The sequence below is a fragment of the Polyangium sp. 15x6 genome (assembly GCF_029960785.1).
Lineage (GTDB): Bacteria > Myxococcota_A > Polyangia > Polyangiales > Polyangiaceae > Polyangium.
Map to the genome: position 1 here is coordinate 137,467 of NZ_JASBQE010000016.1, position 22,347 is coordinate 159,813.

Sequence of the window (22,347 nt, forward strand, 5' to 3'; positions counted from 1 at the left end):
GCTTTGGTCAGGGCATGGAAGGCGGCTGGATGCCGACGGCGTCGATCTCGTTGAAGCCGAGCACGGCCTTGGAGTCGAGGTCGATACGCACGGCGGAGATCTTTGCGCACGTCAGGGTCGGCACCGAGAGGATGTGCGCGCAGGCTCCAATCGACTTGGGCGCCGGATTGTCGTAAATGACCTTGTCGCCTTCGGTGGTGGTGATCGTGACTTTCTTCACGGCGCCCGGGTTGTACGTCTCGTAGATCCAGACCGCTTCGCCCGTCACGGGCGTGTTGAATCCGACGGTCAAGAACTCGCCGTCGGCGTCTTCGGTCTCCGTGGCCCAAGCCTTGGACTCGTCGCCGGCATCGGGATAGACATTCGGCGCGCCGAGAGCCTGCTCCGCCGAATACCCCCCCGCGGGGGAATATTCGCTCGAGACGGCGACCTCCTTGTCGGCCCACACCACGCTGGCCGGAGCCAGGATCGGCTCCTTGACGTTGGTCACGTTGGCGCAACGCTTGGTATCGTCGGGATCGTCGACGACCTTGCCGTCGTTGCAGAGCGCCATGGTGCCGCCCTCCCCGCCGGTGCCGCCGGTGCCGCCGGTGCCGCCGGTGCCGCCGGTGCCGCCGGTACCGCCGGTGCCGCCGGTACCCATGCCGCCGGTGCCGCCCGTGCCGCCGGTCCCGCCGGACGCGCCGCTGCCGCCGCTGCCAGCGGTGCCGCCGTTGCCGCCGTCGCCACCGGTGCCGTCGTCGCTGCAACCCCCAAAGCACGCGAGCATCACGAGCACCGGGGCCATCATCGAAATTCGTCGCAGATGAAGATTCATTCTATTTCGCTCCTTCCACTGAGAGTGCGCTCACAGGGAAGTCCCGAACGTATCCGGCCGGCCGGACTCATGTCAACGCGTCGCGACAGCCGCGCGCCGTCCTCGTCCGTGGTATGGACAGCGACCACCCGAGGAGGCCGCCGTATGTACCGCATCACGATCCTGTACCCCCACGAAGAGGGCAAGCGCTTCGACCTCGACTACTACGTGCAAAAGCACATGCCGCTGGTGAAGTCCTTGCTCGGGCCGTTCGGCTTGAAGAGCGCCGAGGTCGCCGAGGGCCTGCCTCGCAATGGGGCGGCTCCTCCGTTCGTCGTCATGGCGAGCATGACGTTCGACGCCATCGAGGATTTTCAGCGCGGCATGGCCCAGCACGGCCGCGAGATCAACGCCGACCTGCCCAATTACACGGACCTGAAACCCACCGTGCAGATCAGCCGGATCCGCTGACGCGGGCGCCTCGCGACCCCATTCTCACGCCATGACCACCAAACCTCCGCGCGCCCTCGTCCTCCTCGCCGAAGGGGCCGAGGAAATGGAAACCACCATCAGCGTCGACGTCCTCCGCCGCGCCTCGGTCGAGGTCGTCCTTTCCGGCGTCGACGGTGCGTCGCCCGTTCGTTGCAGCCGCGGCGTCCGTATCGTGCCCGACGTGGCCCTCGCCGAGGTGACGGGCTCGTTCGACGTCGTGGTTTTGCCGGGCGGCAAGGGCGGCGCCGATCGGCTCGCTGCTTCGGCCGCCGTGGGCGCGCTCCTCCGCGCGCAGGCCGGAGCGGATCGCCTGGTCGCGGCCATCTGTGCGGCGCCGATCGCGCTCGCGGCGCACGGCGTCTTCGCGGGGCGCCGCATGACGTGCCACCCCTCCGTGCGCGAGGTCGTCGCGCGGCATGGCAAACACGAGAGCGAGCCCGTGGTGATCGACGGGTCTCTCGTGACGAGCCAGGGCCCGGGGACGACCTTCTCGTTTGCCCTCACCCTCGTCGAGATGCTCTGCGGAGTTACCACCCGCGACGAAATCCGCGCGCCGATGATGCTCATTTCGTGACGCATCGTGACGCGATCGAATCGTCAAGAAATGTGTAGCGAAGAGCGGCGGAATCCCGTAGAGTGGACATTCCCCGCACAATGCCCCTGATCACCCCTGATCGGGTTGGGCGGAGTCCTATTCTTGACGCGCGTGTGCTCTCCCCGCGCGACGGGAGGAGTGTTTCCATGGGCTTCCCGCAAGGCGAATTCGTTGTCCTCGGCACCGTGGTCCTCGCGGGTATCGCGGGGATGTTATGGCTCGCGGGTCGCGCAGGTGGGGAGACGCCCGAGGAAGCGACGAGCCTGCGGCGCTCGCGCCGAGGAGCCGGGGTTTCCCCTGCGGCGGACGCGCGCAGCCGCGACGAGGACGTCGAGGAGCCCGTCCCCGAGAGCGGAATCCGCATCAAGCAAGGCGCGCGCGTACGCCGCGTCGATGTTCGGCAAGGCGGCTGAGAGGGGGCACGCCGCGCCGGGGCGCTGCCCCGGACCCCGCGGGGGCTGTTCGCCCCTCGACCCGAACCAGCGCAAGCGCTGGACTCGTGATGGAAGAACTGCGCTCCGCGCAGTTCTTCCAACGGGCCCGTTGGAAGACCAGGCAGCAGCGTTGCCGATCGAAAGGGTAGCGCGGCTGTCTTGTTCGGCAGGATCGTGACTGGTCTTGATTCGGCCTGTTCGATGAACTGCGCATCGCGCAGTTCATCGACCCCGGGTCCAGCGCTTGCGCTGGTCCGGGTCCAGGGGTGGACAACCCCTGGTCGGGGTCCGGGGTGAAACCCCGGCGCTACGCTGCGGAGGCCCGCGCGATCACCTGGCTGAATACCTCGACGGCCCAATCGAGATCGCTCTTCAACACGAATTCGTCCGGGGCATGCGCCTGCGCGATGTCGCCGGGGCCGATCACCACCGCGTCGATGCCTGCGACGGAGAAGAGCGCGGCCTCGGTCCAGAACGGCAGCGTCGCTTCGGCGCGCGGCAGCGAGCCGAGCAGCGCGCGGAACGGCTCGACGTCGCGCGTCTCGAACGGCGACATCGAGAGCTCCGTCCGCGTCACGATCCCCTCGCCTGCTGCGCGCGCGCTCGCCTCGACCTCGGCCTCGAAGGCAGCTGCGTCGAACCCGGGCGGCGGGCGAACCGAGAACGAGAGCGCGGCCCGGTTCGGCACCACGTTGAACGCGACGCCGCCCTCGATCGCCGCGACGTTCAGGCAAAGCCCCTTCATGTCGGCGGGCCCGCGCTCGAGCCAGCGCCGGCCGATCTCGTCGAGCCCCACCGCGAGCCGCGCCATCGTGACGATCGGCTTCGGCATGTGATCGGCGCCCGACGAGTGCCCGCCGCGGCCCATCACCTCGGCTGACAGCGCCACGCAGCCGCGATGCCGCACGCCCACCGTGCGTCCCGTCGGCTCGCAGACCACGGCGCGCTTGACGACCTGGGCCCACGGGCTCGCCAGGAAATGCCGGATGCACGTGCCCGTCCTCTCCTCGTCGCCGGAGAACACCACGCCCACGTTGCGCGGCTTCTTTCCTTCGAGCGCGACGAGCGTCGCGGCGATCGCGCCCTTCGTGTCCGCCGCGCCGAGCCCGATCACCCGATCTGCGGTGACCACGCCTTCCCATGGATCCACGGTCCACCCGCTGTTCGCGGGCACCGTATCGACGTGCGCGTTGATGATCGTGCGAGGCTCGCCCCAGCGCGCGGCCACGTATGCGCCCGTCCCTTCGGCGCGTGGCACCTCCACGACGCTGACCTCATCCGCGCCGAGCTCGGCGAGCGCGCGCGAGAGCATGCGGCAGATCGACGGCTCGTCGCCCCCGGGGTTGTCGGTGCGGTGTCGGATGAGCTCGGCGAGCAGGGCGGCGGGATCCATGCGCGCATCCTACCTCTCCTTTGACGCGCTTGCCCGTTGCTGATACGTCGCGGCCCGCATGGAGGCCGTTTCCTGCATCTTCTGCGGTGACCGAGGGACGCGCCCGTACCACGCCGAGAACGGCCACGAGGCCGTCGCGTGTAACGACTGCGGCCTCGTCTTCGTCACCCCGCGGCCCACCGAAGGCGAGATGAAGCGCCTCTACGAGGGCCAGGAGACGAAGGTCGACCTCGGCCTCCAGATCCGCAACGTCGAGCGCGCCGTCTACGAGGCCCGCCGCGCCCTCGACCTCATCGGCCGCCACGTCTCCCAAGGACGCCTCCTCGAGATCGGCTCCGCCGCCGGCTACTTCCTCCGCGAGGCGAGCCTCCGCGGCTTCTCGCCCACCGGCATCGACATCACCGGACCGTTCGTCCGGTACGCGACCGAGGTCCTCGGCGTCGACGCCCGCGAGGGCACGCTCGCCTCGGTCGAGCTCTCGCCGCGGAGCTTCGACGTCGTCTACCACCGCAACGTCCTCTCGCACCTCGCCTACCCGCTCGACGCCTTCCGCCAGATGCACGGACTCCTCCGGCCGGGCGGCATCATGGTCTTCCAGACCGGCAACGTCGCCGAGCTCTCGGGCGAGCGCTGGGCTGGCACGAACGAGCTCGATCTGCCCGATCACCTCTACCACTTCGGCGAGAAACAGCTCCGCTTGCTCGCCGATCGCACCGGCTTCGACATCCTCGACGTCGCCCGTTACGCCCTGCTCCTCCACGAGCCCGCCCCCCGCGCGGCCCTGCTTCGCCTCCAGTCGTTCCTCCGGACGAACGGCAAACCCGCGGCTGCCAGGAAAGAAAAGGCCGAACCGTTCGTCGTGCCGAACCACGTCCCGCCCCGTCGGCTCCTCCAGAGCCTCGAGGTCCTCGTGGACGGGTACATCACCTACGACCTCGGCGCCGTCGTTCCCAAGGAGGGACGCCGCGCCACGCTCGTCGTCGTCGCCCGGGCTCGCTGACGTGCGCCCCTTCTCGTTCTCGCACCGCCCCTTGCGCGCCTTGCGGCGCGGCGTCCGCGCCGCCCGCGCCGTCATGAGCGGCCTCGTCATGCATGGCCCCGCGCGGCCCGAGGTCGCGCTCACGTTCGACGACGGCCCGAGCCCCGAGCACACCCCGGCGATCCTCGACATCCTCGCCTCGCGCGGCGCCCGCGCCACGTTTTTCCTCCTCGGCACCTCCGTCGAGCGCTCGCCCGACCTCGCCCGCCGCGTCCACGCCGAGCAGGAGATCGGCTGCCACTCGTATGCCCACGATCGTTCGGCCGTGAACGATCCCGAGGCGTTCCGTGTCGACACGGAGAAGGCCCTCGACCTCTTCGATCGCGCGGTCCACGCGCGCCCGCGCCACTACCGTTTTCCTTGGGGAAACCCTGGCCGCATCGCCCCGCGCGACGTCGAGCGCCGCTTCGGCATGGTCTGCGTCCACTGGTCCGGCGGCGGCTTCGACGAACGATCGGGCGCGGACGCCATCGTCCGCAACATCGAGGACGCGCTCGAACCCGGCGCGATCCTCCTGCTCCACGACGGCTGCGCGCCCGGCTCCGTGTACGCGGGCTCCCGCGAGCCCACCGTCCGCGCTTTGCCGCGCATCCTCGACGCCCTCGAAGCCCGCGGGCTCCGCGCCGTCACCGTCGGCGAGCTGCTCTCGGCTGGATGAATCGCATGACTCGAAAGGCGCCTCCCCGCATCGTCCTCGACGCCCGCGTCCTGCGCGGCGCGCCCGGCGGCGTCGCGACCGTCGTTGCCGCGCTCGTGGATCATCTCCCCGCGCTCGCGCCCGACGTCCCGTTCGTCCTGCTCCGCCACCCCGACGCGCGTGGGCCGCTCTCGCGCGCCCCCAACGTCACCGAGTGGCTCGTCTCCGGCGACCCGAACCACCCGGACTCGCTGCTCCGCCTCGGCGCGTGGCTCCGAAAGCGCCTCGGACCGGACGACCTCTTCCACGCGCCCTACCGCGTCCTGCCGCTCGGCGCGCCTGCGAAGAGCGTGCTCACGATGCACGACATCATGCAGATCGCGTGTCCCGAGCTCGTCTTCCCGAACCCCTTTCTCCGTAGGATCCTCGCGCCGTACTGGTCCACCACGATCCGCTCCTCGATCCGCCGCGCCGGCCTCATCCTCGCCGTGAGCCAGCACAGCGCCGACGACACCATCCGCATCGACCCTTCCACCGCGCCGCGCGTCCGGGTCACGCCCCTCGGCGTCGATCCCGTCTTCGCGCCGCTCGCGCCGTCGGAAGCGCTCGCGCGCACGGAAAAACTCGTCCCCGCGGGCCGCCGGTTTTTCCTCGTCCTCGGCGGCGGCTACCCCAACAAGAACCACGCCGCCGCGGTCCTCGCGTTCGCCCGCGCCTTCACCACCGCCGACGATCTGCACCTCGTCATCATCCAGCGCGAGCGCACCTTCCCGAAGGAGCTCGAGTCCGCCCTGCGCGAGACAGGCCTCCTCTCGCGCGTGCACGTCCAGAGCCGCGTCGACCTCGCGGCCCTCGTTGGCCTCTACGCCCGTGCCGAGGCGCTGATCTTCCCGTCGCTCTACGAGGGCTTCGGTTTGCCCGTGCTCGAAGCCATGGCGTGCGGCTGCCCCGTCGTGTGTTCGAGCCTCACCTCCGTGCCCGAGGTCGCCGGCGACGCCGCGCTCGTCCGCGATCCGCGCGACCTCGAAGCGCTCGGAGACGCGCTCCGCGCCGTCGCCAAGGACGAGGCCCTCCGGCAGGATCTCCGTGCCCGCGGCCTCGCGCGCGCGGCTCGCTTCCGCTGGGAAGACACCGCCAAACGCACGCTCGACGCCTACCGCGAGATCGCCCCCTGGATCCCCTGACGAGCGGGCTCCGCTGACCGGCGCGCGCCTCTTGCTTGCCTCCTGCGCGAGGCGTTTTGGCGACCGACGCGCGAGCGCGGCACGAGAGCAGACGGGCGGGCACGAGGCGCATTCGCCGCGCCTTTGCGCTCGCGCTCGTCTCCGCGGCCGGACTGCTCGCGCCGATCGCGCGGGCGGCCGACCCCGAGCTTCCGCCGCCGGTCCCGCTCGATCCGATCCCGGATCCCGTGCTCGACCCCTTCGCGAACGCCGTGCGGGTCGACGCGACGCCCGCGCTCGGCCCTCCGCCGCTGCGCCTCTGGCTCTCGCCGGACGCTCCGATCGGCGCGCGGGTGTTTTCGGGCCCGGGGAACGCGCCGCCGCTCGTGCTCGCGGGCGTGGGTTTTTCCTGGGACCTCGATCCGCACCCGTGGCGCGTGCTCCGCGAGCCTCGCTTCCGGTATCGCCTGGCGGCCGGCGCCACGATCGTCGGCCTGCTCGGCTACGGCTTCACCGACTACTGGGCCCACATGAGCGACAACAGCGTCGACTGGGAGCTCTCGTGGTCGGCGCCGAGCTTCTACAAAAAAGTCTGGACCCTCGAAGCCGTTCGGTTCGACACGAACAAGTTCGAGACGAACACCTACTCGCACCCGGCCGCCGGCACGATGACGTATCTGGCCGCGCGCGGGGCCGGGCTCGGCGCGGGCGAGTCGTTCCTGTTCTCGTTCGGGGGCTCGCTCGTGTGGGAGTACCTCGGCGAGTACCGCGAAAAAGTCAGCCTGAACGATATCGTCCTCACGCCACAAGGCGGCTTCGCCCTCGGCGAGTCGCTCCACCAGCTCGGCCTCTTCTTCGAGCGCGGTGAGGACAACACGGCGAACAACGTCCTCGCCCTCGTCTTTTCGCCGTTCCGCTACCTCCACCGGCGCCTCGACCACGGGTACGTCGCCCGCGCCAAGACCCTCGACGATCTCGGCTTACCCGCCGACGCCTGGCACCGCTTCGACGTGTTCGTCGGCGTGAGCGCGGAGACCGGCAAGGACGGCCTGCGCCTCTCACAGCGCCGGATCGGCGTGAGCACGGAGATCATCGACGTTCCCGAGTACGATCATCCCGGCGAGCTCACGAAGAGCCTCGATCCCGGCGCCGTCACGAGCATCCGCCTCGTCGGATCCGTGGACGATCAAGGCGTCGAGCAGCTCGATTTCATCACGCGGGTTTTGCTCGGCGGCGTCTACGATCAGAAGATCGTGCCCGACGGTCACGGCGGCCGGCGCGGATACGCGATCTTCGCCGGCCCCTCGACCGCCTTCAACTACGCGAAGCACCGTCAGGAGGGCATGGAGGAGGACAAACTCGGCGTCGCCAACGCGCTCGGCGCCACGGTCGACCTCACGCTCCACCACGGAAAAGCCCGCGCCCGCGCCAGCGTGGACGCCTACGGCGATTTCGGAGCCGTACATTCGATGGCCGCATCCGCGTACATCCGTACGCGCGGCGACGAGGGTCTGAAGACCGTGGTCGCGGACAAACGCTACTACTTCGCACTCGGCGCGACCGTTCGCCCGACGCTCGCGCTCTCGTACCGGCGCTTCGAGCTAGGCGCCCAGCTCACGTACGATTTCTTCGAATCGATCGAGGGGCTCGATCGGTACCAGGAGCGTGTCGCGAACGACGTGCACCTGCGGGATCAACGCTCGAGCGAGCGCGTCTGGCTGTCGTATACACTGCCGAGCGACAAGCAAAGGCTCGCGTGGGTCGAGGTCGAGCACCTCGATCGGCGGGGTCGGATGGGCTCGTTCCGCGCGTCACACGAGAGCACGAAGTTCCGCGCGGGAATCGCCTTTCGGTTCTGAGGGAAGCGTCGCGCCGGGGTTTCACCCCGGACCCCGACCAGGGGTTGTCCACCCCTGGACCCGGACCAGCGCAAGCGCTGGACCCGGGGTCGATGAACTGCGCATCGCGCAGTTCATCGAACAGGCCGAGGCAAGACCAAGGGCGACCTTGCCAACCAAGACCGCCGTGACCGGCAACGCTGTCCCTGGTCTTGCCACGGGCCCGTCGGAAGAACTGCGCATCGCGCAGTTCTTCCGCCCCGAGTCCAGCGCTTGCGCTGGTCCGGGTCGAGGGGCGGATAGCCCCCGCGGGGCCCGGGGCAGCGCCCCGGCGCGGCGGCCTCAAGGCTGCGCTGCCAGCCGTGTCGGCGCATCTTGCGTTGCGCCGGTCAATTCGGCGAGGCGGCGCGCGACTTCGCGCAGGTCTGCGCAGGTCTGCGACATCTCCTGTGAGCTCCTTTCGGTGTCCTTTGCGGCCCGCGTGAGCTCCGTCATGGAGGCATTGACTTGCGCCACGGCGGTTGTCTGGTGCTTCGTGCTCGTCTCGATTTCGCGCGTCGCTGTCGTCGTGGCGCTGACTTGGCCGTTGATGCGTTCGAATGACGCGAGGACATGGCCGAACTCGTGAACGATCGTGGCGACGGCCTTCGTGCCCTCGTCGGTTGCTTTTGTCGTCTTGGCGGCTGCGTCGCGAACGGCTTCCGTCAATTCCCGAATGCCGCGGGCCGAGCTGCCCACGCGGCTTGCCAGCCCGCGGATCTCCTGGGCGACCGTACCGAAGCGCAGCCCCACCTCGCCTGCGTTCACGGCCTCGATGGCGGCGTTGATCGAGAGGATGTTGGTCTGTTCGCTCAGCTCGTTGATGATGTCGACGATCCCGCCGATTTGCGCCGAGCTCTGGCCGAGATGGCCCATGCGGTTGACGATTTCGTCGACCCTCGCGCGCATGATTGCGAGGCCCTCTTGGGCGCGTTTGACCACCTCGTCGCCGCCGCGTGCGCTCGCGCCGGTCTCCTTCGCGATGGCGGCCACTCCCCGGGACGATTCGGAGATTTGCCTGGACGCCGTGAGCAGCGCTTGAAGTGTGGCGCTGACCTCGGTGGCTGCGGTGGAAAGCTCACGCGCGCCCGTTAGAAGCGTCGCGGCGGTCGCCTCCAGATCGCTCGACGAGCGTTGCAGGCTGCGTAGCACATCGGCGATTTCCCGCGTGAGCGCGCGGCTCAGGAGGATGCCCATGCCGAGCGCGGTGAGGACGAGGGTGATCATGCTCCAGATCGCCGTCGTTGCGGCTGTACGGGCGCGCGCGTCCCGCTCCTGGGCCAGCGCTTGCTGGGCCTCGATGAGCTTCGAGAGCGTGAGGACTGCTTGCGCCGCGTGTGGGTTCGTTTCTTGCGCGCGGTAGGCCTTGGCCTCATCGAGCTTGCCCGCGTCGACGAGCTCGAAATAGCGAGGTCGCGCGCGGATGAGAGCGGAGAATGCGCGATGCAATGCGTCGAGGTGGCTTCGTTCCTCGCCCGAGAGCTCCAGCGCTGTGTAGGCCGTGAGGTGCTCCTCGAACTGCGCGACCTGCTTGGCGCTCGCCGCGGTGATTTCTTCGCGCGTGGCTATGTCCTCGAGCACGTAATTGGGAAGCGTGAAGCGCATCTCCCACAAGCTACGCTCGGCGCCGGAGAGGTGGACGGATGCCTGTAGATTCTGGGAGGCGAGCGCCGAAAGCTCATTGGATACACTGCGGACGTACCAAGATCCGACGCCGCCGACGACTGCGGTGAGGAGAAGGAGAATACCGAGCAGGCGGCCGATCCTACCTCTGAGGAAGCCTTGCATCGTGGTCACCCCAGGGTACCAGTACCGTAAGGACGCGCAGAGAGCCAGGGTGTATCGGAAAAATCCACTCCGCCCCCGCCTCCGCCTCCGCGTCCGAGGAGATGCGACCGCCAGGCGCCTATGGTATGTCCCGTCTCGGAAAACATGCGCAACCCGTTACCTCCGCCTGAGGACGAAGGCGACCGCCGCCTCTTGCACGACGTGCAGACGCATGGGTGGCACATCATTCATGTCGGAACGCGGGAAGGAGAGGAGTCGACAGGTCCGGGTTGGTCCTATTCCATCGGGCTATTCCACACGTTCGGAAACGCTGAGCTCATCGTCGTGGGTTTGCCTTGCTCCACTGCCGAATCCATCATCAATGACCTCGGCAGCCGCATCAGGGCCGGACAACGGTTTGGCCACGGGATGCGCGATCCCGATGTGCTGGAGAATCATGATGTTCGATTCGTCGCGATGAGAACGGAGGAGTACCGCGCGCACCTGGGCTATGCGATCTGGTTCTACCGCGGGGTGGAGTTCCCGGTGCTTCAGGTCGTCTGGCCCGATCGCGCGGGCCGCTTCCCATGGGATCCGGATTGCGTGCTCGATGATTCCACCCAGCCCATCCTGGGGCTCATGGGTACCGATCCCCCTTCTTGAGATTGCAGCCTCGGCAGAGCACTTGTCTATTCTCGGGCGAGGTGTTTCCGCCCTTTGCTTTCGGGATGATGTGATCCGTCTGTGATTCGTTCCGGGGTGGCGTGACACCTTTCTGACTCTGCTGGGCAGGCACCGTCGGCTGTCCGCAGGTGGTGCATCGCGTCTGGCCGCCATTGACTGCTGCATTCCCAGCCAGGGTTTCGGCCTTCTGCCGCCGCGTAAACGGCTTTCCTGCATGGGATCCTCCTGCGGAGCCCCGCGGTGGATCTTGCACGCCTTGCGACCACGCCTGCCCCTCCCGCGGCCCCGCCGCCTTCCCGCTCCCCTCCTTCCCCTTCGGAACGAAGCCAGGGTGCCGCGCATGACACAGGTTGGCAAGACACTCCTTCGCGCGCTCCGCCGGTAGCCCCGTCACCTCCGGCTCACGCACATTCCAATCCTGGATCTGCCCATCGGCAGGACGTGGCGGCTCGATCGGCGCCGGCTCCTCCGTCCCCTCGCCACCCCCGCCGCGCGCCACACGCACCGCCGGCCGCGGCGGGACCGACGTCGACTTCTCCGCCGCGCGACACGCCTCCCCCGTGCTCCGCGTCCGCCGGACCTGCCCCGGATCATTCGGACACCTCGCCTCGCGGCGCGCCACCCGAGAGACCGTCGTCGGAGCCTCCGCCGTCCGCGTTTGTCGCACGACGACCCGCGTCCGTGTCCGATGCGCCTCCTTTGGCGCGGGCGCTCTCTGGATCGGCTGCGGCCGCGCCTTCACCGCCACGGTCGACTTCTGGGCCTCCTTCTTGAGGGCCTCCGCCTTCCGCGCCACCACGGTCTTCTTCGCCGCCGGGGGCCGGGGCGGCGGCAAGAGCCTCCGGGGGCATTTCAGGTGGTTGTAGGGAATGGGCAATAACTTGACGCTGCTCGCGGGCGCATCGACATCGAAGATATACAGAGGGCTGTCATGGGCCCTCCCCATTGCGAGCTCCCGCTGCGTCCACAGGAGCGTCCCGGAGCCCGAAATGGACCAGGTCGCGACGCTCTGCGGGATCGTCGGCGGGCGCGCGCAGACGTGGATCTCTGGACGCCGCGGCGGCGGCTGCTGTGCGCAGCCGGAGAGCAGCGAGAGCACGACCAGTGCCCCTGCGAAAGCGAGAAATGCCGAGAGCTTTCCGCCCATCGGACGGATCGATGGAAGCCAGGCCATGGAAGGACCCTTCCGTTACCGCAGGCCACGGCGAGCCACCCCCACGGCGCTGTGCGCGGGCCTGCGTTGTTCCTGACGATCCTTGTGCACGGCGACGCAGGACCTGCGCAAGGGGCCCCGCGGGCGGGTGGGACATACCCTGTCATAGATCGACGGTCGACGACCTCCGGCCGGAGGTCCCTCGACCTCCGATCGGAGGTCCGTCACCTCCTATCGGAGGTCACTCGACCACCGACAGGACGCCCATCACCTCCCGGAGGAGCTCACACAACGCCGACCGGCGGTCCGTCACCCCTGCCAGGATGCCGATCACCACCGATAGGACATGCCGCGGCTCCGGCCGAAGCTCCCCCATCTCCGCCAGGAGCTCACACAACTCCAGCCCGAGGTCCCTCGACCTCCGGCGTGACATCGCCCACCTCCGCCAGCACGTCGCCCACCTCCGCCCGGACGTCACCCACCTCCGCCCAGACGTCGCCCATCACCCGCCGGTCGTCATCTCGCCTTCAACTTGACCCTGCCTACATGTTCGGCATACGGTGCCGACGTACTCATTTGGCCAAGGACACAAGTCAGGAGGAATCATGGCGCACGTTCCCGCATCACTCTTCACGGGGGTACTTCTCATCGATGCCACCCCGGTAAAAAGCTTCCTGTACGACCTCGCCCCCGGGGCCGGGCGGATGCTCAAGCGCGCGCAGGAGGGCCTCGATGACGTCCTCGGCGAGCTGCCCACGGCACTCACCAAGTACGCGGCGACGCTCGGGGTCTCGATCGACATCCTCTCGCGTGTCACCACCTCCACGGCGAACATCCAGGTGCTCAACGCGCTGCTCAAAGACGCCCGCAAGCTGGTCGAGGTCCTCGAAGAGAGCGTCGCCTACCACGAGGATCAACGCGAAGCCGAGTTCTCCCAGCTCGCCGAGGCCGTCAAGCGCACGGCGGCCCGCAAGGATCCTACCGTCGAGGCGGCATTCGAAAAACTTTTGAAGTACGTTGCGCAGGTCGGCGTCAAGGCCGCCGCGACCCGCCGCAAGAACGAGGAGGCCGCTGCCAGGGTCGCAGCCGCCAGGTCCTCGGGCACGGACGGGGACGCGGGCTGAACGCGCCTCCCGCAACTCCGTGTCGACCCCCCCGCCCGTGCGTACCTTCCTCCTCGTCGCCCCCTACTTCGCTCCCCAGGCCGCCGTCGGCGCATACCGCTGGATCAAGCTCGCCCGGAAGCTCGTCCCGCGAGGCTTCCGGCCCGCCGTCCTCTGCGCGACCTTCCCCGAAGACGCCCGCGATCCCGAGCTGTTACGCGTCCTGCCGCCCGAGGTCGTGACCCACGACGCCTACCTCGACCGCCGGATCCTCGCGGCGCGTGACGGCCTCACCGCCCTCGAAAAGCGCCTCCGCGGGTCCAAGCCGGCGACGAGAGGTCCCGCCCGTCCCATCGAGGGCCTCAAACCTTTCCGCGATCTCGGCGACCGTTGTTTGCTCCACGGCCCGCACGCCGCCCGCGAGGCCGTCGAGCTCGGTCGTCGGGAGGGCGCGCAAGCCGTCATCGTCAGCGCCGGTCCGTTCTCCTGCCTGCCCGTGGCCGCCCACGCCGCCCATCGCCTCGGTCTGCCGCTCGTTCTGGATTTTCGCGACCCCTGGGGCCTGCACGAGTCGGGCGCCGCGCCGCCGCGCGACGCGGCCGAGCGGGGCCGTCATCACGTGATCGCGGCCCTCGAGCACCGCATTGTCTCGCGCGCCGACCACGTCGTCCTGAACACGCGCGGCGCCCTCGCTGCGTACCAGGAGCGTTACCCGTTCCTCGTCGGCAAATCGTCCTTCGTCCGCAACCATTTCGACGCGTCCCTCTACGACCCCGCCCCCGCGTCGCCCGAGCCGCCCGCGCGGTTCACGATTCTGCACACCGGGACCTTGCGGAACGATACGCGGGTGGACGATATCGGCCGAGCGCTGCGTCGCCTGATCGATCGGGAAAACCTCACGCCCGCGGATCTCGTCCTGCGGCAGATCGGCCGGGCCACGGAGTACGAGCGCGCCGAGATCGCCTCGCTGGGTCTCTCGGCGTTCGTCGAGTTCGCCCCTCCGATCCCGCAACGCGCGCTGCTCGGCGAGATGCGCCGCGCGCACGTGCTGCTCTCGATGTTCGAGCCGCGCGTCGTCTTGCGGATCGCGGCGAAGACGTACGATTACATCGCCTCGGGGATGCCGATGGTCGCAATCACGGACAACGGCGAGGTCGACGAACTGCTCGCGCACCGGCCGGACAACGCGCGCATTCGCCCAGGCGACGTCGACGCACTCGCAGCGGTTCTCTCATCGCATTTCGATCGATTCCGAACGACGCGCGCCCTGCCCACGCCCGTCCCGGCGCCAGCCGAGTTCTCCTCGGAGACCGCGGCCGACCGGTTCGCCGCGGTGCTCGATCGGCTGATGTAATGAGCCCGTCGCGCCGGGGCGCTGCCCCGGGCCCCGCGGGGGCTATCCGCCCCTCGACCCGGACCAGCGCAAGCGCTGGACCATTTGGGGAAGAACTGCGCGATGCGCAGTTCTTCCCACAGGCCGGTGGCAAGACCAGGGACAACGTTGCCAGTCACGGCGGTCTAGGTTGGCAAGGTCGCCCTTGGTCTTGAATCGGCCTGTTCGATGAACTGCGCATCGCGCAGTTCATCGACCCCGGGTCCAGCGCTTGCGCTGGTCCGGGTCCAGGGGTGGACAACCCCTGGTCGGGGTCCGGGGTGAAACCCCGGCGCTACGCCCTCAGATCCTGCGCGCCTCGGCCAGCAGCGTGAGCCCGCTGTCTGGCCGCCGTGCGTGATCCTCGGCGAAATCCGAGATGACCTTGCCTACCGTCCCCAGCGCGGCATAACCGATTCCGTGCAGCGGCGCGAGGAAGGGCGGCAGATCGTCGAGCTTCCACGAGAGCCGCGCCAGCGCGAGCGTGATTGGCGTCGTGAGGATGTAATGGTATCGCTCGAGCGCGAGCCCGGCTCGCTCGAGTTTTTCGCGCAGGTGGTCCACCGTGTAAAAGTTGTTCACCGCGTACCTGTGACGATGCGCCTCGCGCTCCGCGTCCGTCACCTCGGGGTTCGACAGGCTGTCGGCCGAGAGAAACAACCTCCCGCCCGGACGGAGCACGCGGTGGACGTGCTCGAGCACGCGGTCCTCGTTCCGGAAATGCTCGATGACGCAGAACGAGATCACCTTGTCGAACGAGCTGGGCGAGAAGCCGAGCTCCTCGGCGTCCATGTAATGATAGTCCGTCCGCTCGCTCCGGTGCTTGCGTTGCGCCTTGGCGAGGCGTTTTTCGTGGATATCCACGCCGACCACGTGCGCGCCTCGCGCCGCGATACGCGCGTCGTAATACCCGTCGCCGCAGCCGATGTCGAGCACCCGCTCCCCGGGCCGCGCATCCAGCCATTGCAGCAGCGTCGAGCACTCCTCGATGCGGCGGAAATGCCAGTGGGCGAGCGTCTCCATCATCGATACCATGGGGTTTTTCGGGTTCTCACTCATCTTGCACGTCCTTTCTAGAATTGACCACCCAGCCGCATGCCCGGTCCGAACACCGGGACATGTTCCCCGGTGAACCAATACGCCGTCCCGTAGGCGCCCACGACGACCGGTCCCGCGTGGATGTCGAAGCCCAGGGAGCCGGAGACCAGACCTTCGATCTCGAGCCCGTCGATTTCGTAAAACTCCCATCGCGAGTACATGAACGCGAGCCCCACCGCCGCGCGGACCCACGGGTCGAAGGGGGCGTCGGGCCGGGCGTGCGCCTCGACGAACGCGATGGGGGCGATGTAGTTGAATGCGCAATCGGGCGGGTCCTCCGCGTAGCAATAGTCTACCGACGACGCCCGGAACGGGAGGCTCAGCGCCGCCCCGAGCCTCACGTGCGCCTGCGCCCGATGGGAGTATTCGATACCGTGCGCGAAGCTCTTCGCGTACCGGAGGCCGTAACGATACTCGGCGAATCCATGGATCTGATAGGAGCCCGGCCGCGACGATTCCGTCCGGGGATCGGCATTCGAAGACACGTCGGCCATGGGCTCTCCTGCCGCCGCAGCATTCGTCGTCATCGAGAGCGCGATGACGACGGCGGCGAAACGCATCGTGGGCATGTGCGCCTCCGCCGCGACGACCGAGCAAGACGGATGCCGAGCGAGGAAAGCCGCACGAACGCCCCGAGGCGTGTCTCGGCCCCTCCATGCACGCGGGGGGTCCTTCCTTGGGTGTCGCGGTCACGCCACGGCGCGTCTGTCGTGGTGTCGCCATTTCTCTACAGGGGCGCTCGTGTCCGGGTGTCGTCGCCGCGCCACAACGGCCTTCGAAACGACGAAGGCCGCGCCCTTCCGAGCGCGGCCTTCGTTCGTCCAGCGTGATTCGGCGTCAGTCCTTGCGGTACATCGTCACGACGCAGGCCCCGCCGAGGCCGAGGTTGTGCTGAAGGGCGACCTTCGCCCCCTCGACCTGGCGCGCCTCGGCCGTGCCGCGGAGCTGCCAGACGAGCTCGGTGCATTGCGCGAGGCCGGTCGCTCCGAGCGGATGGCCCTTCGAGAGCAGGCCGCCCGACGGGTTCGTCACGTACTTGCCGCCGTACGTGTTGTTCCCTTCCTCGATGAACTTCTCGGCCTCGCCCTCCTTGCAGAGCCCGAGCGCCTCGTACGTCACGACCTCGTTCGCCGTGAAGCAGTCATGCAGCTCCACCACCTGCACGTCCTCGGGCCCGAGACCCGATTTCGCGTAGACCTGGTCCGCGGCCGCCTTCGCCATGTCGTAGCCGATCATCTTGATCATGCTGTCGCCGAAGCTCGACGCGTAATCCGTGGTCATCGACTGCGCCGCGATGTAGATCGCGTTCGAGATCCCCTTCTTGCGGGCGAAATCGTCCGAGCAGAGGATCGCCGCCGCCGCGCCGCACGTGGGCGGGCAGCACTGGAAGCGCGTGAGCGGGTCGAAGACCTCGGGCGAGGCCATGATCTGCTCGAGGGAAAGGACCTCGTTGAAGAGCGCGTAGGGGTTCTTGCTCGCGTGCTTGCGCGCCTTCTCCGCGACCTTGCCGAACGTCTCGCGCTTCGCGCCGTACTTCCAGCGGTACTCGCGCCCCGCGCCGCCGAACATCTGCGCCGTCGGCGGCGCCTGGTTGAAGCCCTGCACGCGGTTCATCACGTCCGCGTGCTTGTCCATCGGGCTCGTCCGATCGCCCCACTTCGAGCCGAGCGCGCCCTTCTCCATCTGCTCGAACCCGACCACGAGCACGCACTCGGCGAGGCCGCCTTCGATGGCCTGACGGCCGAGGTAAAGCGCCGTCGAGCCCGTCGAGCAGTTGTTGTTCACGTTGATGACGGGGATGCCCGTCAGGCCGACCTCGTAGACCGCCCGCTGCCCGCAGGTGCTATCGCCGAAGACGTACCCCGCGTACGCCTGCTCGACGTCCTTGTAATCGACGCCCGCGTCCGCGAGGGCCGTGCGCGCCGCCTTCGCGGCCATCACGTTGTATTCTTCGCTGGCGCCGGGCTTCTGGAACTTCACCATTCCGACGCCGATGACGTTGACTCGCCTGCCCATTTGAGCCTCCTTCTGCGAACGCTGCGATTAACCCAAGAGCCCCTTCAAGAAGTGCAGGCGGTTCGAGGCGATCCGCACGTCGCCGTCGACCCGCAGGCGGCCCGTCTGGAAGAGCCGCGCGTCCTGCTCCTTGCCCGACACGAGCGCGACGAGATCCTCCGTCGAGATCGTGAGCACCGCCGACGGATTCGTCGCCCGACCCGTCGCCACCGTCGTCTTGCCGCCCGTGAAATCGACGTGCCAGTCGCCTTCCGTCAGGCGGAACTCGATGAGCGCGTCGACCTCCTTCGCGAGCCCCGGCGTCTTCGCGACCCGCTCCTTGAGCGCGTCGAACACCGCCGCCGCGCCCGGTCCCTTCGGCGCCGCCGCCGCTTGCGGCGCCGCCGCGGCCTTCACCTCGCCGCTCGCGGCCTTGGCCTTGTGCGCGGCGATGGCGGCCTTGGCCTGCTCGGGATCGATCTTCTTCATGAAGCCGAGCTTCTGCGAGGCCATGACGTTGCCCGAGATCTTGAGCTTGCCCTCGAAGTAGAGCTTCTGCGGATCGGCCTGGCCCGTGGCCATCGCGAGCCAATCCGACGAGGCGATTTCCAGCACCGTGTCGGCCTTGTCCGCGCCCGCGCCCTGGAAGACCGCGCCCTTGCCGTTCTTCAGATCGATGGTCCAGGTCGCGTCCGGGCCCTTGAGCTCGAACTGGAAGATGGTCTTGACCTTCTCGACGACCGCCGGGTTTTTCTCGACGTAATCGCGAATCCCGATGAACACGTCGCCGGCCGGATCCTCGGCCGACTTCGCGGGCGCCGCCGCGGCAGGGGCCGCCGCGCCGCCGGCCTTGGCCTTGTGCGCGGCGATGGCGGCCTTGGCCTGCTCGGGATCGATCTTCTTCATGAAGCCGAGCTTCTGCGAGGCCATGACGTTGCCCGAGATCTTGAGCTTGCCCTCGAAGTAGAGCTTCTGCGGATCGGCCTGGCCCGTGGCCATCGCGAGCCAATCCGACGAGGCGATCTCCAGCACCGTGTCGGCCTTGTCCGCGCCCGCGCCCTGGAAGACCGCGCCCTTGCCATTCTTCAGATCGATGGTCCAGGTCGCGTCCGGGCCCTTGAGCTCGAACTGGAAGATGGTCTTGACCTTCTCGACGACCGCCGGGTTTTTCTCGACGTAATCGCGGATTCCGATGAACACGTCGCCGGCCGGATCGTCGGCCGCCTTCGCGGGCGCCGCCGCCGAAGCCGCCGCCGCGGGCTTCGCCTTCGGCTGCGGGATCTCCTTCCAGAGCGTGATCGCCGCGTTCGAGATGACGACCTTGTCGCGCTCCTTGACCTTGCAGCGGAACACGATGCGCTCGTCGTTCTCCTTCCACATCTCGGTCACCACGGTCTCGCCCGGGAACACGCTGTCCGCGAAGCGCACCTTGATGCTCTTGAACTTGCGCGCGTCCCCGCCCGCGAACGTGTGGATCACGTGCCGCGCGGCATAACCGAACGTGCAGAGCCCGTGCAGGATCGGCTTGGTGAAGCCGAACGCGCTGGCGAAGCTCGGGTCGGCGTGGAGCGGGTTCCAGTCGCCGGAGAGGCGATACAAAAGCGCCTGGTTGTCGGGGATCTTCTGCTCGATCGTGGCGTCGGCCGCGCGCTCCGGCGGCACGTTGATGTCCGACGACGGCCCACGCTCGCCGCCCCAGCCGCCCGCGCCGCGGATGACGGCCGTGCTCTCGTTGCGAATGAGCTCCTCGCCCGACTCGTCCGTCGTCCGGATCTCCGTGACGATCAGCGCGTTCTTGCCCTTGTCCCAGATCTCCTTGATCTTGGCCTTGTGCGTGAGCTTCGCATGCGGCGGCAGCGGGCGCGAAAGCTCGAGGTACTGCTCGCCGTGCAGGAGCCGATCGAGCCCGTAATTCATGCCCGGCGCGGTCTTGCCCTGCTTGGCGAGATCCATGAGCGCCTTGAGCGCCGGCACCACGCCGTACGTGGGCAGCGGGACGAAGCCCTGCCCGTGCATCTCGTAGACGTAGCGCAGCTCCTTGTCGTCGAGCGGGTTCTCCGCCGCGCCGACGCCGAGCGCGTAAATCGAGAGATCCCGCTCGTCGTAGCTCGAATGAATCGCCGGATACTCGTAACCGAGCGCCTGATCGACGTCGATGAGGTCGTTGCCGCCCTTGGCGGGGCCGGCCTGCACGTTCGCCATGACCGGGCCCATCGACTGGTTGATCTCGGCCGGATGCGTGGTCTTGTCGAAGCCCGCGATCGCGCCCCAGCCCTTCTGGACGTCTTCAATCTTGATGTCGCGTCCGAGCCGCACCGTCTTGCCCTCGGCGCGCTCCCAGCGGAGCTTCGCGAAGAAGCCGCCGCCGACCTCGAAGAGCCCGCCGGTCTCCGTCGAGCTCTCGTGACACAGGTACGCCACGAGCGGGCTCACGTACTCGGGCCGGAGCGCGTCGATGAGCTCCTTCGGCAGCACCGTCTCCGTCAAGCGCGAGCCCGCGAGCGGCGCGATCGTGTTGACGAGGACGTTCTTCTTCTTGCCCTCGAGCGCGAGCGTGCTCGAGAGGCCGACGAGGCCGAGCTTGGCCATCGAGTAGTTCGCCTGTCCGAAGTTGCCGTAAATGCCGGCCGCCGAGGACGTGAAGATGATGCGGCCGTAGCCCTGGTCGCGCATGTGCGGCCACGCCGCGTGCGTGACGCGGAAGCTGCCGAGCACGTGCACGCGGTAGATGAGCTCCCAGTCCTCCTCGGTCATCTTGTGGAACGTGACGTCCCGCAGGATGCCGGCGTTGTTGACCACGATGTCGATGCGGCCGAACGCGTCGAGCGCGCTCTGCACGATCTTGCCGCCCTGCTCGACCGAATCGTAGTTCGCGACGGCCTCGCCGCCGGCCGCCTTGATCTCGGCGACGACCTTGTCCGCCGCCTCGGAGCTCGTGCCCCCTCCATGCCGGCCGCCGCCGAGATCGTTGACCACGACCTTGGCCCCGCGGCTCGCGAGCAGGAGCGCGTGTGCACGCCCGAGTCCGTTGCCCGCACCGGTGACGATCGCCACTCTTCCATCGAAACGAAGCTCGTTCGCCATGAGCTGGATCCCTCGCGCGAGAAAGTTTCGCGTACGAAGTATCCGACTTTGTGAGCGCCGTCAATAGATCGTGTGGGTGAGAACGTGCCGAGGCCTTTTGTCAGGGCTCGGGCGCGTGGTCAGCGCGCGGCGTCGGAGCCGTCGAGGGGCTGGAACGCGGGGACGCCCCCGGCGGCCCAGACGGAGACGATCTTGCCGGGCAGGTCCCACATCGGGCCGAGGTCGAGGTCGGCGTCGCCGGCGAAGCCCTTCTCCAGCGAATACAAGAGGGCCGTGTAGGTCTCGTTCAGCGCCTTCTGCGCGGCGGCGAGCCCGTCGCTCCCGCTCGTCGGGTACGTCTTCAGCGCGCCGCCGAGCCTGAGCATCACCTGCACCATGCGGAAGCGGCCGAAATGGCTGAAGCGGTCCTGGATGTCGGAGCCGTCCTCGGGCCGCAGGTCGGGCTCGATGAAGGGGCCGACGCTCCCCTCGCCCTGGTCGACGATCGCCTTGATCGCCTTGTCCGCCTGGGCCCGCGCCGTCTGGCTGTCGCCGCCGATCGTCGCGGAGAAGCCCGTGTAATCGTCGCCCGGGTATTGCGGATCGGCGAACTCGCTCTTTTGCCGGTGATCGGCGTTCGGATCGTAGAGGCTGCTCCAGAGCTGATCCACGCCCTGATCGATGGCCTTGTAGAACTGGCCGATGGAGTCGTAGACCTCCTCGGGTCCGTTGGCGGGGCCGTCCGATTTCGGCTCCGGGGTCTCGATCGTGGTCATCAAGAGGAGCTGCGCGTCGTTCACCGGCCCGAGCTGCACCGGCACCTTGGCCCCGATCCAGGGCGGGAACCCCCGATCGTATCGCGGCGCCCACGCCCCCGTGAGCTTCGGCGAATACCCCTTCCCGGCGAAGAGGGCATTGTAGAGGTTCGCGGCGATCTCGAGGTGCAGCATCTCCTGCACGACGACCGAATAGATGTTGTTGAACGCGAGCTGCTCACGGCTCCGGTTGGGGTTCTTGGGGCTGCGCACGGGCGTGAGCTTCGGCGGATTCGCCGCGGAAGTGCCCGGCACCTGCAAGGAATAGGCGGCCGTGAGGTAGATCGGAATGGTCCAGAGCTCCAGATAAACGGCTTTCTGGAGGTGATCCCGAAGAGCGTCCGCGGTCCAGGTCCTGTTCGTCATGAAGAGAAGCTCCTTTCGGCTCGGCAACGAAGGTACCGGCCGAAAAGAGCGCACGTCAAGCGGCGCGGCGGGTCACCGTCGAGAGGCAATAAAGCAAGTGCTGGAGCCTCGTCCGCGCCTCGGCCGCGACCTCGCGCAGCGCCGCCTCCTCGGCGTCGGCGAGCGACTCGAGCAGGTCGCTGATGACCACGATCGTCCGGCCGTCGTCGTTCTCGTACACGGCGAGATTACAAGGCAGGAGGATGCCGACGTCCGGATCGGCCGACAGCGCCCGGTGCGCGAGCACGGGGTTGCAGGCTCCGAGGATCGTATACCGCCGGAAAGGCACGCCGAGCCGGGCGCGCAGCGTCTCGTCGATGTCGATGCGCGTGAGGACGCCGAAGCCGACGTCCTTCAGGAGCTGGGGGATCTTCGCCAGCGCCTCGTCGTACGGGAGGTCGAGTGCAGCGCGGAGATTCGTTCGGGCCATGGTCCCCTCCCCCCGGAACGTGGCGCCCCGCGTCGG

Annotated in this window: 21 protein-coding genes; 10 read left to right on the top strand and 11 right to left on the bottom strand. The window is 68.3% G+C overall.

What is annotated here, in order from left to right:
• Positions 1-7: 7 nt before the first annotated feature.
• Positions 8-817, bottom strand: coding sequence for a hypothetical protein (locus QHF83_RS14605; protein WP_282418431.1), 810 nt, complete (start codon positions 815-817; stop codon positions 8-10).
• A 144-nt stretch (positions 818-961) separates the two neighbouring features.
• Between QHF83_RS14605 and QHF83_RS14610 the strand changes: the two genes are divergently transcribed.
• The 3 genes from QHF83_RS14610 (at position 962) to QHF83_RS14620 (ending at position 2,296) form a co-directional block, all read left to right on the top strand.
• Positions 962-1,267, top strand: coding sequence for an EthD family reductase (locus tag QHF83_RS14610; protein WP_282418432.1), 306 nt, complete (start codon positions 962-964; stop codon positions 1,265-1,267).
• A gap of 31 nt (positions 1,268-1,298) precedes the next feature.
• A complete protein-coding gene (locus QHF83_RS14615) occupies positions 1,299-1,862 on the top strand; it encodes a DJ-1 family glyoxalase III (RefSeq protein WP_282418433.1) in 564 nt (187 codons plus the stop codon).
• A 167-nt stretch (positions 1,863-2,029) separates the two neighbouring features.
• A complete protein-coding gene (locus QHF83_RS14620; RefSeq protein WP_282418434.1) occupies positions 2,030-2,296 on the top strand; it encodes a hypothetical protein in 267 nt (88 codons plus the stop codon).
• Between the two features lie 328 nt (positions 2,297-2,624).
• Here the strand turns inward: QHF83_RS14620 and QHF83_RS14625 are convergent, their stop codons facing one another.
• A complete protein-coding gene (locus QHF83_RS14625; RefSeq protein WP_282418435.1) occupies positions 2,625-3,710 on the bottom strand; it encodes a M20/M25/M40 family metallo-hydrolase in 1,086 nt (361 codons plus the stop codon).
• A 58-nt stretch (positions 3,711-3,768) separates the two neighbouring features.
• On the opposite strand from QHF83_RS14625, the gene QHF83_RS14630 reads away from it, so the two are divergent.
• The 4 genes from QHF83_RS14630 to QHF83_RS14645 are packed head-to-tail and all read left to right on the top strand — an operon-like array spanning position 3,769 to position 8,408.
• Entirely contained in the window at positions 3,769-4,710 is a 942-nt protein-coding gene (locus QHF83_RS14630) for a class I SAM-dependent methyltransferase (protein ID WP_282418436.1), read from the top strand.
• A gap of 1 nt (position 4,711) precedes the next feature.
• Positions 4,712-5,407 carry a polysaccharide deacetylase family protein gene (locus tag QHF83_RS14635; RefSeq protein ID WP_282418437.1) on the top strand — a complete coding sequence of 232 codons (696 nt, stop codon included), beginning with the start codon at positions 4,712-4,714 and terminating at the stop codon, positions 5,405-5,407.
• Positions 5,408-5,412: 5 nt separating this feature from the next.
• Entirely contained in the window at positions 5,413-6,570 is a 1,158-nt protein-coding gene (locus QHF83_RS14640; RefSeq protein WP_282418438.1) for a glycosyltransferase family 1 protein, read from the top strand.
• A 56-nt stretch (positions 6,571-6,626) separates the two neighbouring features.
• A complete protein-coding gene (locus tag QHF83_RS14645; RefSeq protein ID WP_282418439.1) occupies positions 6,627-8,408 on the top strand; it encodes a DUF3943 domain-containing protein in 1,782 nt (593 codons plus the stop codon).
• Positions 8,409-8,729: 321 nt separating this feature from the next.
• Here the strand turns inward: QHF83_RS14645 and QHF83_RS14650 are convergent, their stop codons facing one another.
• Entirely contained in the window at positions 8,730-10,214 is a 1,485-nt protein-coding gene (locus QHF83_RS14650) for a methyl-accepting chemotaxis protein (RefSeq protein ID WP_282418440.1), read from the bottom strand.
• Between the two features lie 144 nt (positions 10,215-10,358).
• On the opposite strand from QHF83_RS14650, the gene QHF83_RS14655 reads away from it, so the two are divergent.
• Positions 10,359-10,856: a DUF4262 domain-containing protein gene (locus QHF83_RS14655; protein WP_282418441.1), complete on the top strand. Its 498-nt coding sequence runs from the start codon at positions 10,359-10,361 to the stop codon at positions 10,854-10,856.
• On the opposite strand, the gene QHF83_RS14660 is transcribed toward QHF83_RS14655, so the two are convergent.
• Together QHF83_RS14660 and QHF83_RS14665 are read right to left on the bottom strand one after the other, a co-directional pair.
• The gene (locus QHF83_RS14660) at positions 10,831-12,051 is read right to left on the bottom strand and encodes an HNH endonuclease (RefSeq protein WP_282418442.1); all 1,221 of its coding nucleotides are present in this window, start codon (positions 12,049-12,051) and stop codon (positions 10,831-10,833) included. The genes QHF83_RS14655 and QHF83_RS14660 overlap by 26 nt on opposite strands.
• Positions 12,052-12,271: 220 nt before the next feature.
• A complete protein-coding gene (locus QHF83_RS14665) occupies positions 12,272-12,463 on the bottom strand; it encodes a hypothetical protein (RefSeq protein WP_282418443.1) in 192 nt (63 codons plus the stop codon).
• A 172-nt stretch (positions 12,464-12,635) separates the two neighbouring features.
• Here QHF83_RS14665 and QHF83_RS14670 point away from each other — a divergent pair, with 172 nt between their 5' ends.
• The gene (locus QHF83_RS14670) at positions 12,636-13,154 is read left to right on the top strand and encodes a hypothetical protein (protein ID WP_282418444.1); all 519 of its coding nucleotides are present in this window, start codon (positions 12,636-12,638) and stop codon (positions 13,152-13,154) included.
• Between the two features lie 37 nt (positions 13,155-13,191).
• Positions 13,192-14,487, top strand: coding sequence for a hypothetical protein (locus QHF83_RS14675; RefSeq protein ID WP_282418445.1), 1,296 nt, complete (start codon positions 13,192-13,194; stop codon positions 14,485-14,487).
• A gap of 321 nt (positions 14,488-14,808) precedes the next feature.
• Here the strand turns inward: QHF83_RS14675 and QHF83_RS14680 are convergent, their stop codons facing one another.
• The 6 genes from QHF83_RS14680 to QHF83_RS14705 all read right to left on the bottom strand — a co-directional run bounded on the left by QHF83_RS14680 (position 14,809) and on the right by QHF83_RS14705 (position 22,311).
• Positions 14,809-15,564 (bottom strand): class I SAM-dependent methyltransferase, encoded by a 756-nt coding sequence (locus tag QHF83_RS14680; protein ID WP_282418446.1) that lies wholly within the window; start codon positions 15,562-15,564, stop codon positions 14,809-14,811.
• A 14-nt stretch (positions 15,565-15,578) separates the two neighbouring features.
• Positions 15,579-16,172, bottom strand: coding sequence for a hypothetical protein (locus QHF83_RS14685; RefSeq protein ID WP_282418447.1), 594 nt, complete (start codon positions 16,170-16,172; stop codon positions 15,579-15,581).
• Positions 16,173-16,440: 268 nt separating this feature from the next.
• Positions 16,441-17,619 carry a lipid-transfer protein gene (locus tag QHF83_RS14690; RefSeq protein ID WP_282418448.1) on the bottom strand — a complete coding sequence of 393 codons (1,179 nt, stop codon included), beginning with the start codon at positions 17,617-17,619 and terminating at the stop codon, positions 16,441-16,443.
• A 27-nt stretch (positions 17,620-17,646) separates the two neighbouring features.
• On the bottom strand, positions 17,647-20,682 hold the full coding sequence (locus QHF83_RS14695; protein WP_282418449.1) for a peroxisomal multifunctional enzyme type 2: 3,036 nt from the start codon (positions 20,680-20,682) through the stop codon (positions 17,647-17,649).
• Positions 20,683-20,801: 119 nt separating this feature from the next.
• Positions 20,802-21,842 (bottom strand): ferritin-like domain-containing protein, encoded by a 1,041-nt coding sequence (locus QHF83_RS14700; RefSeq protein WP_282418450.1) that lies wholly within the window; start codon positions 21,840-21,842, stop codon positions 20,802-20,804.
• Between the two features lie 55 nt (positions 21,843-21,897).
• The gene (locus QHF83_RS14705) at positions 21,898-22,311 is read right to left on the bottom strand and encodes a DUF302 domain-containing protein (protein ID WP_282418451.1); all 414 of its coding nucleotides are present in this window, start codon (positions 22,309-22,311) and stop codon (positions 21,898-21,900) included.
• Positions 22,312-22,347: the final 36 nt, after the last annotated feature.

What these genes read in the sequence shown, in the direction of transcription:
- QHF83_RS14705 (WP_282418451.1), bottom strand. Translation starts at nt 22,311, where the DNA reads ATGGCCCGAACGAATCTCCGCGCTGCACTCGACCTCCCGTACGACGAG.
- QHF83_RS14670 (WP_282418444.1), top strand. Translation starts at nt 12,636, where the DNA reads ATGGCGCACGTTCCCGCATCACTCTTCACGGGGGTACTTCTCATCGAT.
- QHF83_RS14640 (WP_282418438.1), top strand. Translation starts at nt 5,413, where the DNA reads ATGACTCGAAAGGCGCCTCCCCGCATCGTCCTCGACGCCCGCGTCCTG.
- QHF83_RS14700 (WP_282418450.1), bottom strand. Translation starts at nt 21,842, where the DNA reads ATGACGAACAGGACCTGGACCGCGGACGCTCTTCGGGATCACCTCCAG.
- QHF83_RS14695 (WP_282418449.1), bottom strand. Translation starts at nt 20,682, where the DNA reads ATGGCGAACGAGCTTCGTTTCGATGGAAGAGTGGCGATCGTCACCGGT.
- QHF83_RS14625 (WP_282418435.1), bottom strand. Translation starts at nt 3,710, where the DNA reads ATGGATCCCGCCGCCCTGCTCGCCGAGCTCATCCGACACCGCACCGAC.
- QHF83_RS14660 (WP_282418442.1), bottom strand. Translation starts at nt 12,051, where the DNA reads ATGGCCTGGCTTCCATCGATCCGTCCGATGGGCGGAAAGCTCTCGGCA.
- QHF83_RS14620 (WP_282418434.1), top strand. Translation starts at nt 2,030, where the DNA reads ATGGGCTTCCCGCAAGGCGAATTCGTTGTCCTCGGCACCGTGGTCCTC.
- QHF83_RS14630 (WP_282418436.1), top strand. Translation starts at nt 3,769, where the DNA reads ATGGAGGCCGTTTCCTGCATCTTCTGCGGTGACCGAGGGACGCGCCCG.
- QHF83_RS14650 (WP_282418440.1), bottom strand. Translation starts at nt 10,214, where the DNA reads ATGCAAGGCTTCCTCAGAGGTAGGATCGGCCGCCTGCTCGGTATTCTC.
- QHF83_RS14615 (WP_282418433.1), top strand. Translation starts at nt 1,299, where the DNA reads ATGACCACCAAACCTCCGCGCGCCCTCGTCCTCCTCGCCGAAGGGGCC.
- QHF83_RS14680 (WP_282418446.1), bottom strand. Translation starts at nt 15,564, where the DNA reads ATGAGTGAGAACCCGAAAAACCCCATGGTATCGATGATGGAGACGCTC.
- QHF83_RS14605 (WP_282418431.1), bottom strand. Translation starts at nt 817, where the DNA reads ATGAATCTTCATCTGCGACGAATTTCGATGATGGCCCCGGTGCTCGTG.
- QHF83_RS14610 (WP_282418432.1), top strand. Translation starts at nt 962, where the DNA reads ATGTACCGCATCACGATCCTGTACCCCCACGAAGAGGGCAAGCGCTTC.
- QHF83_RS14690 (WP_282418448.1), bottom strand. Translation starts at nt 17,619, where the DNA reads ATGGGCAGGCGAGTCAACGTCATCGGCGTCGGAATGGTGAAGTTCCAG.
- QHF83_RS14665 (WP_282418443.1), bottom strand. Translation starts at nt 12,463, where the DNA reads ATGTCACGCCGGAGGTCGAGGGACCTCGGGCTGGAGTTGTGTGAGCTC.
- QHF83_RS14655 (WP_282418441.1), top strand. Translation starts at nt 10,359, where the DNA reads ATGCGCAACCCGTTACCTCCGCCTGAGGACGAAGGCGACCGCCGCCTC.
- QHF83_RS14685 (WP_282418447.1), bottom strand. Translation starts at nt 16,172, where the DNA reads ATGCCCACGATGCGTTTCGCCGCCGTCGTCATCGCGCTCTCGATGACG.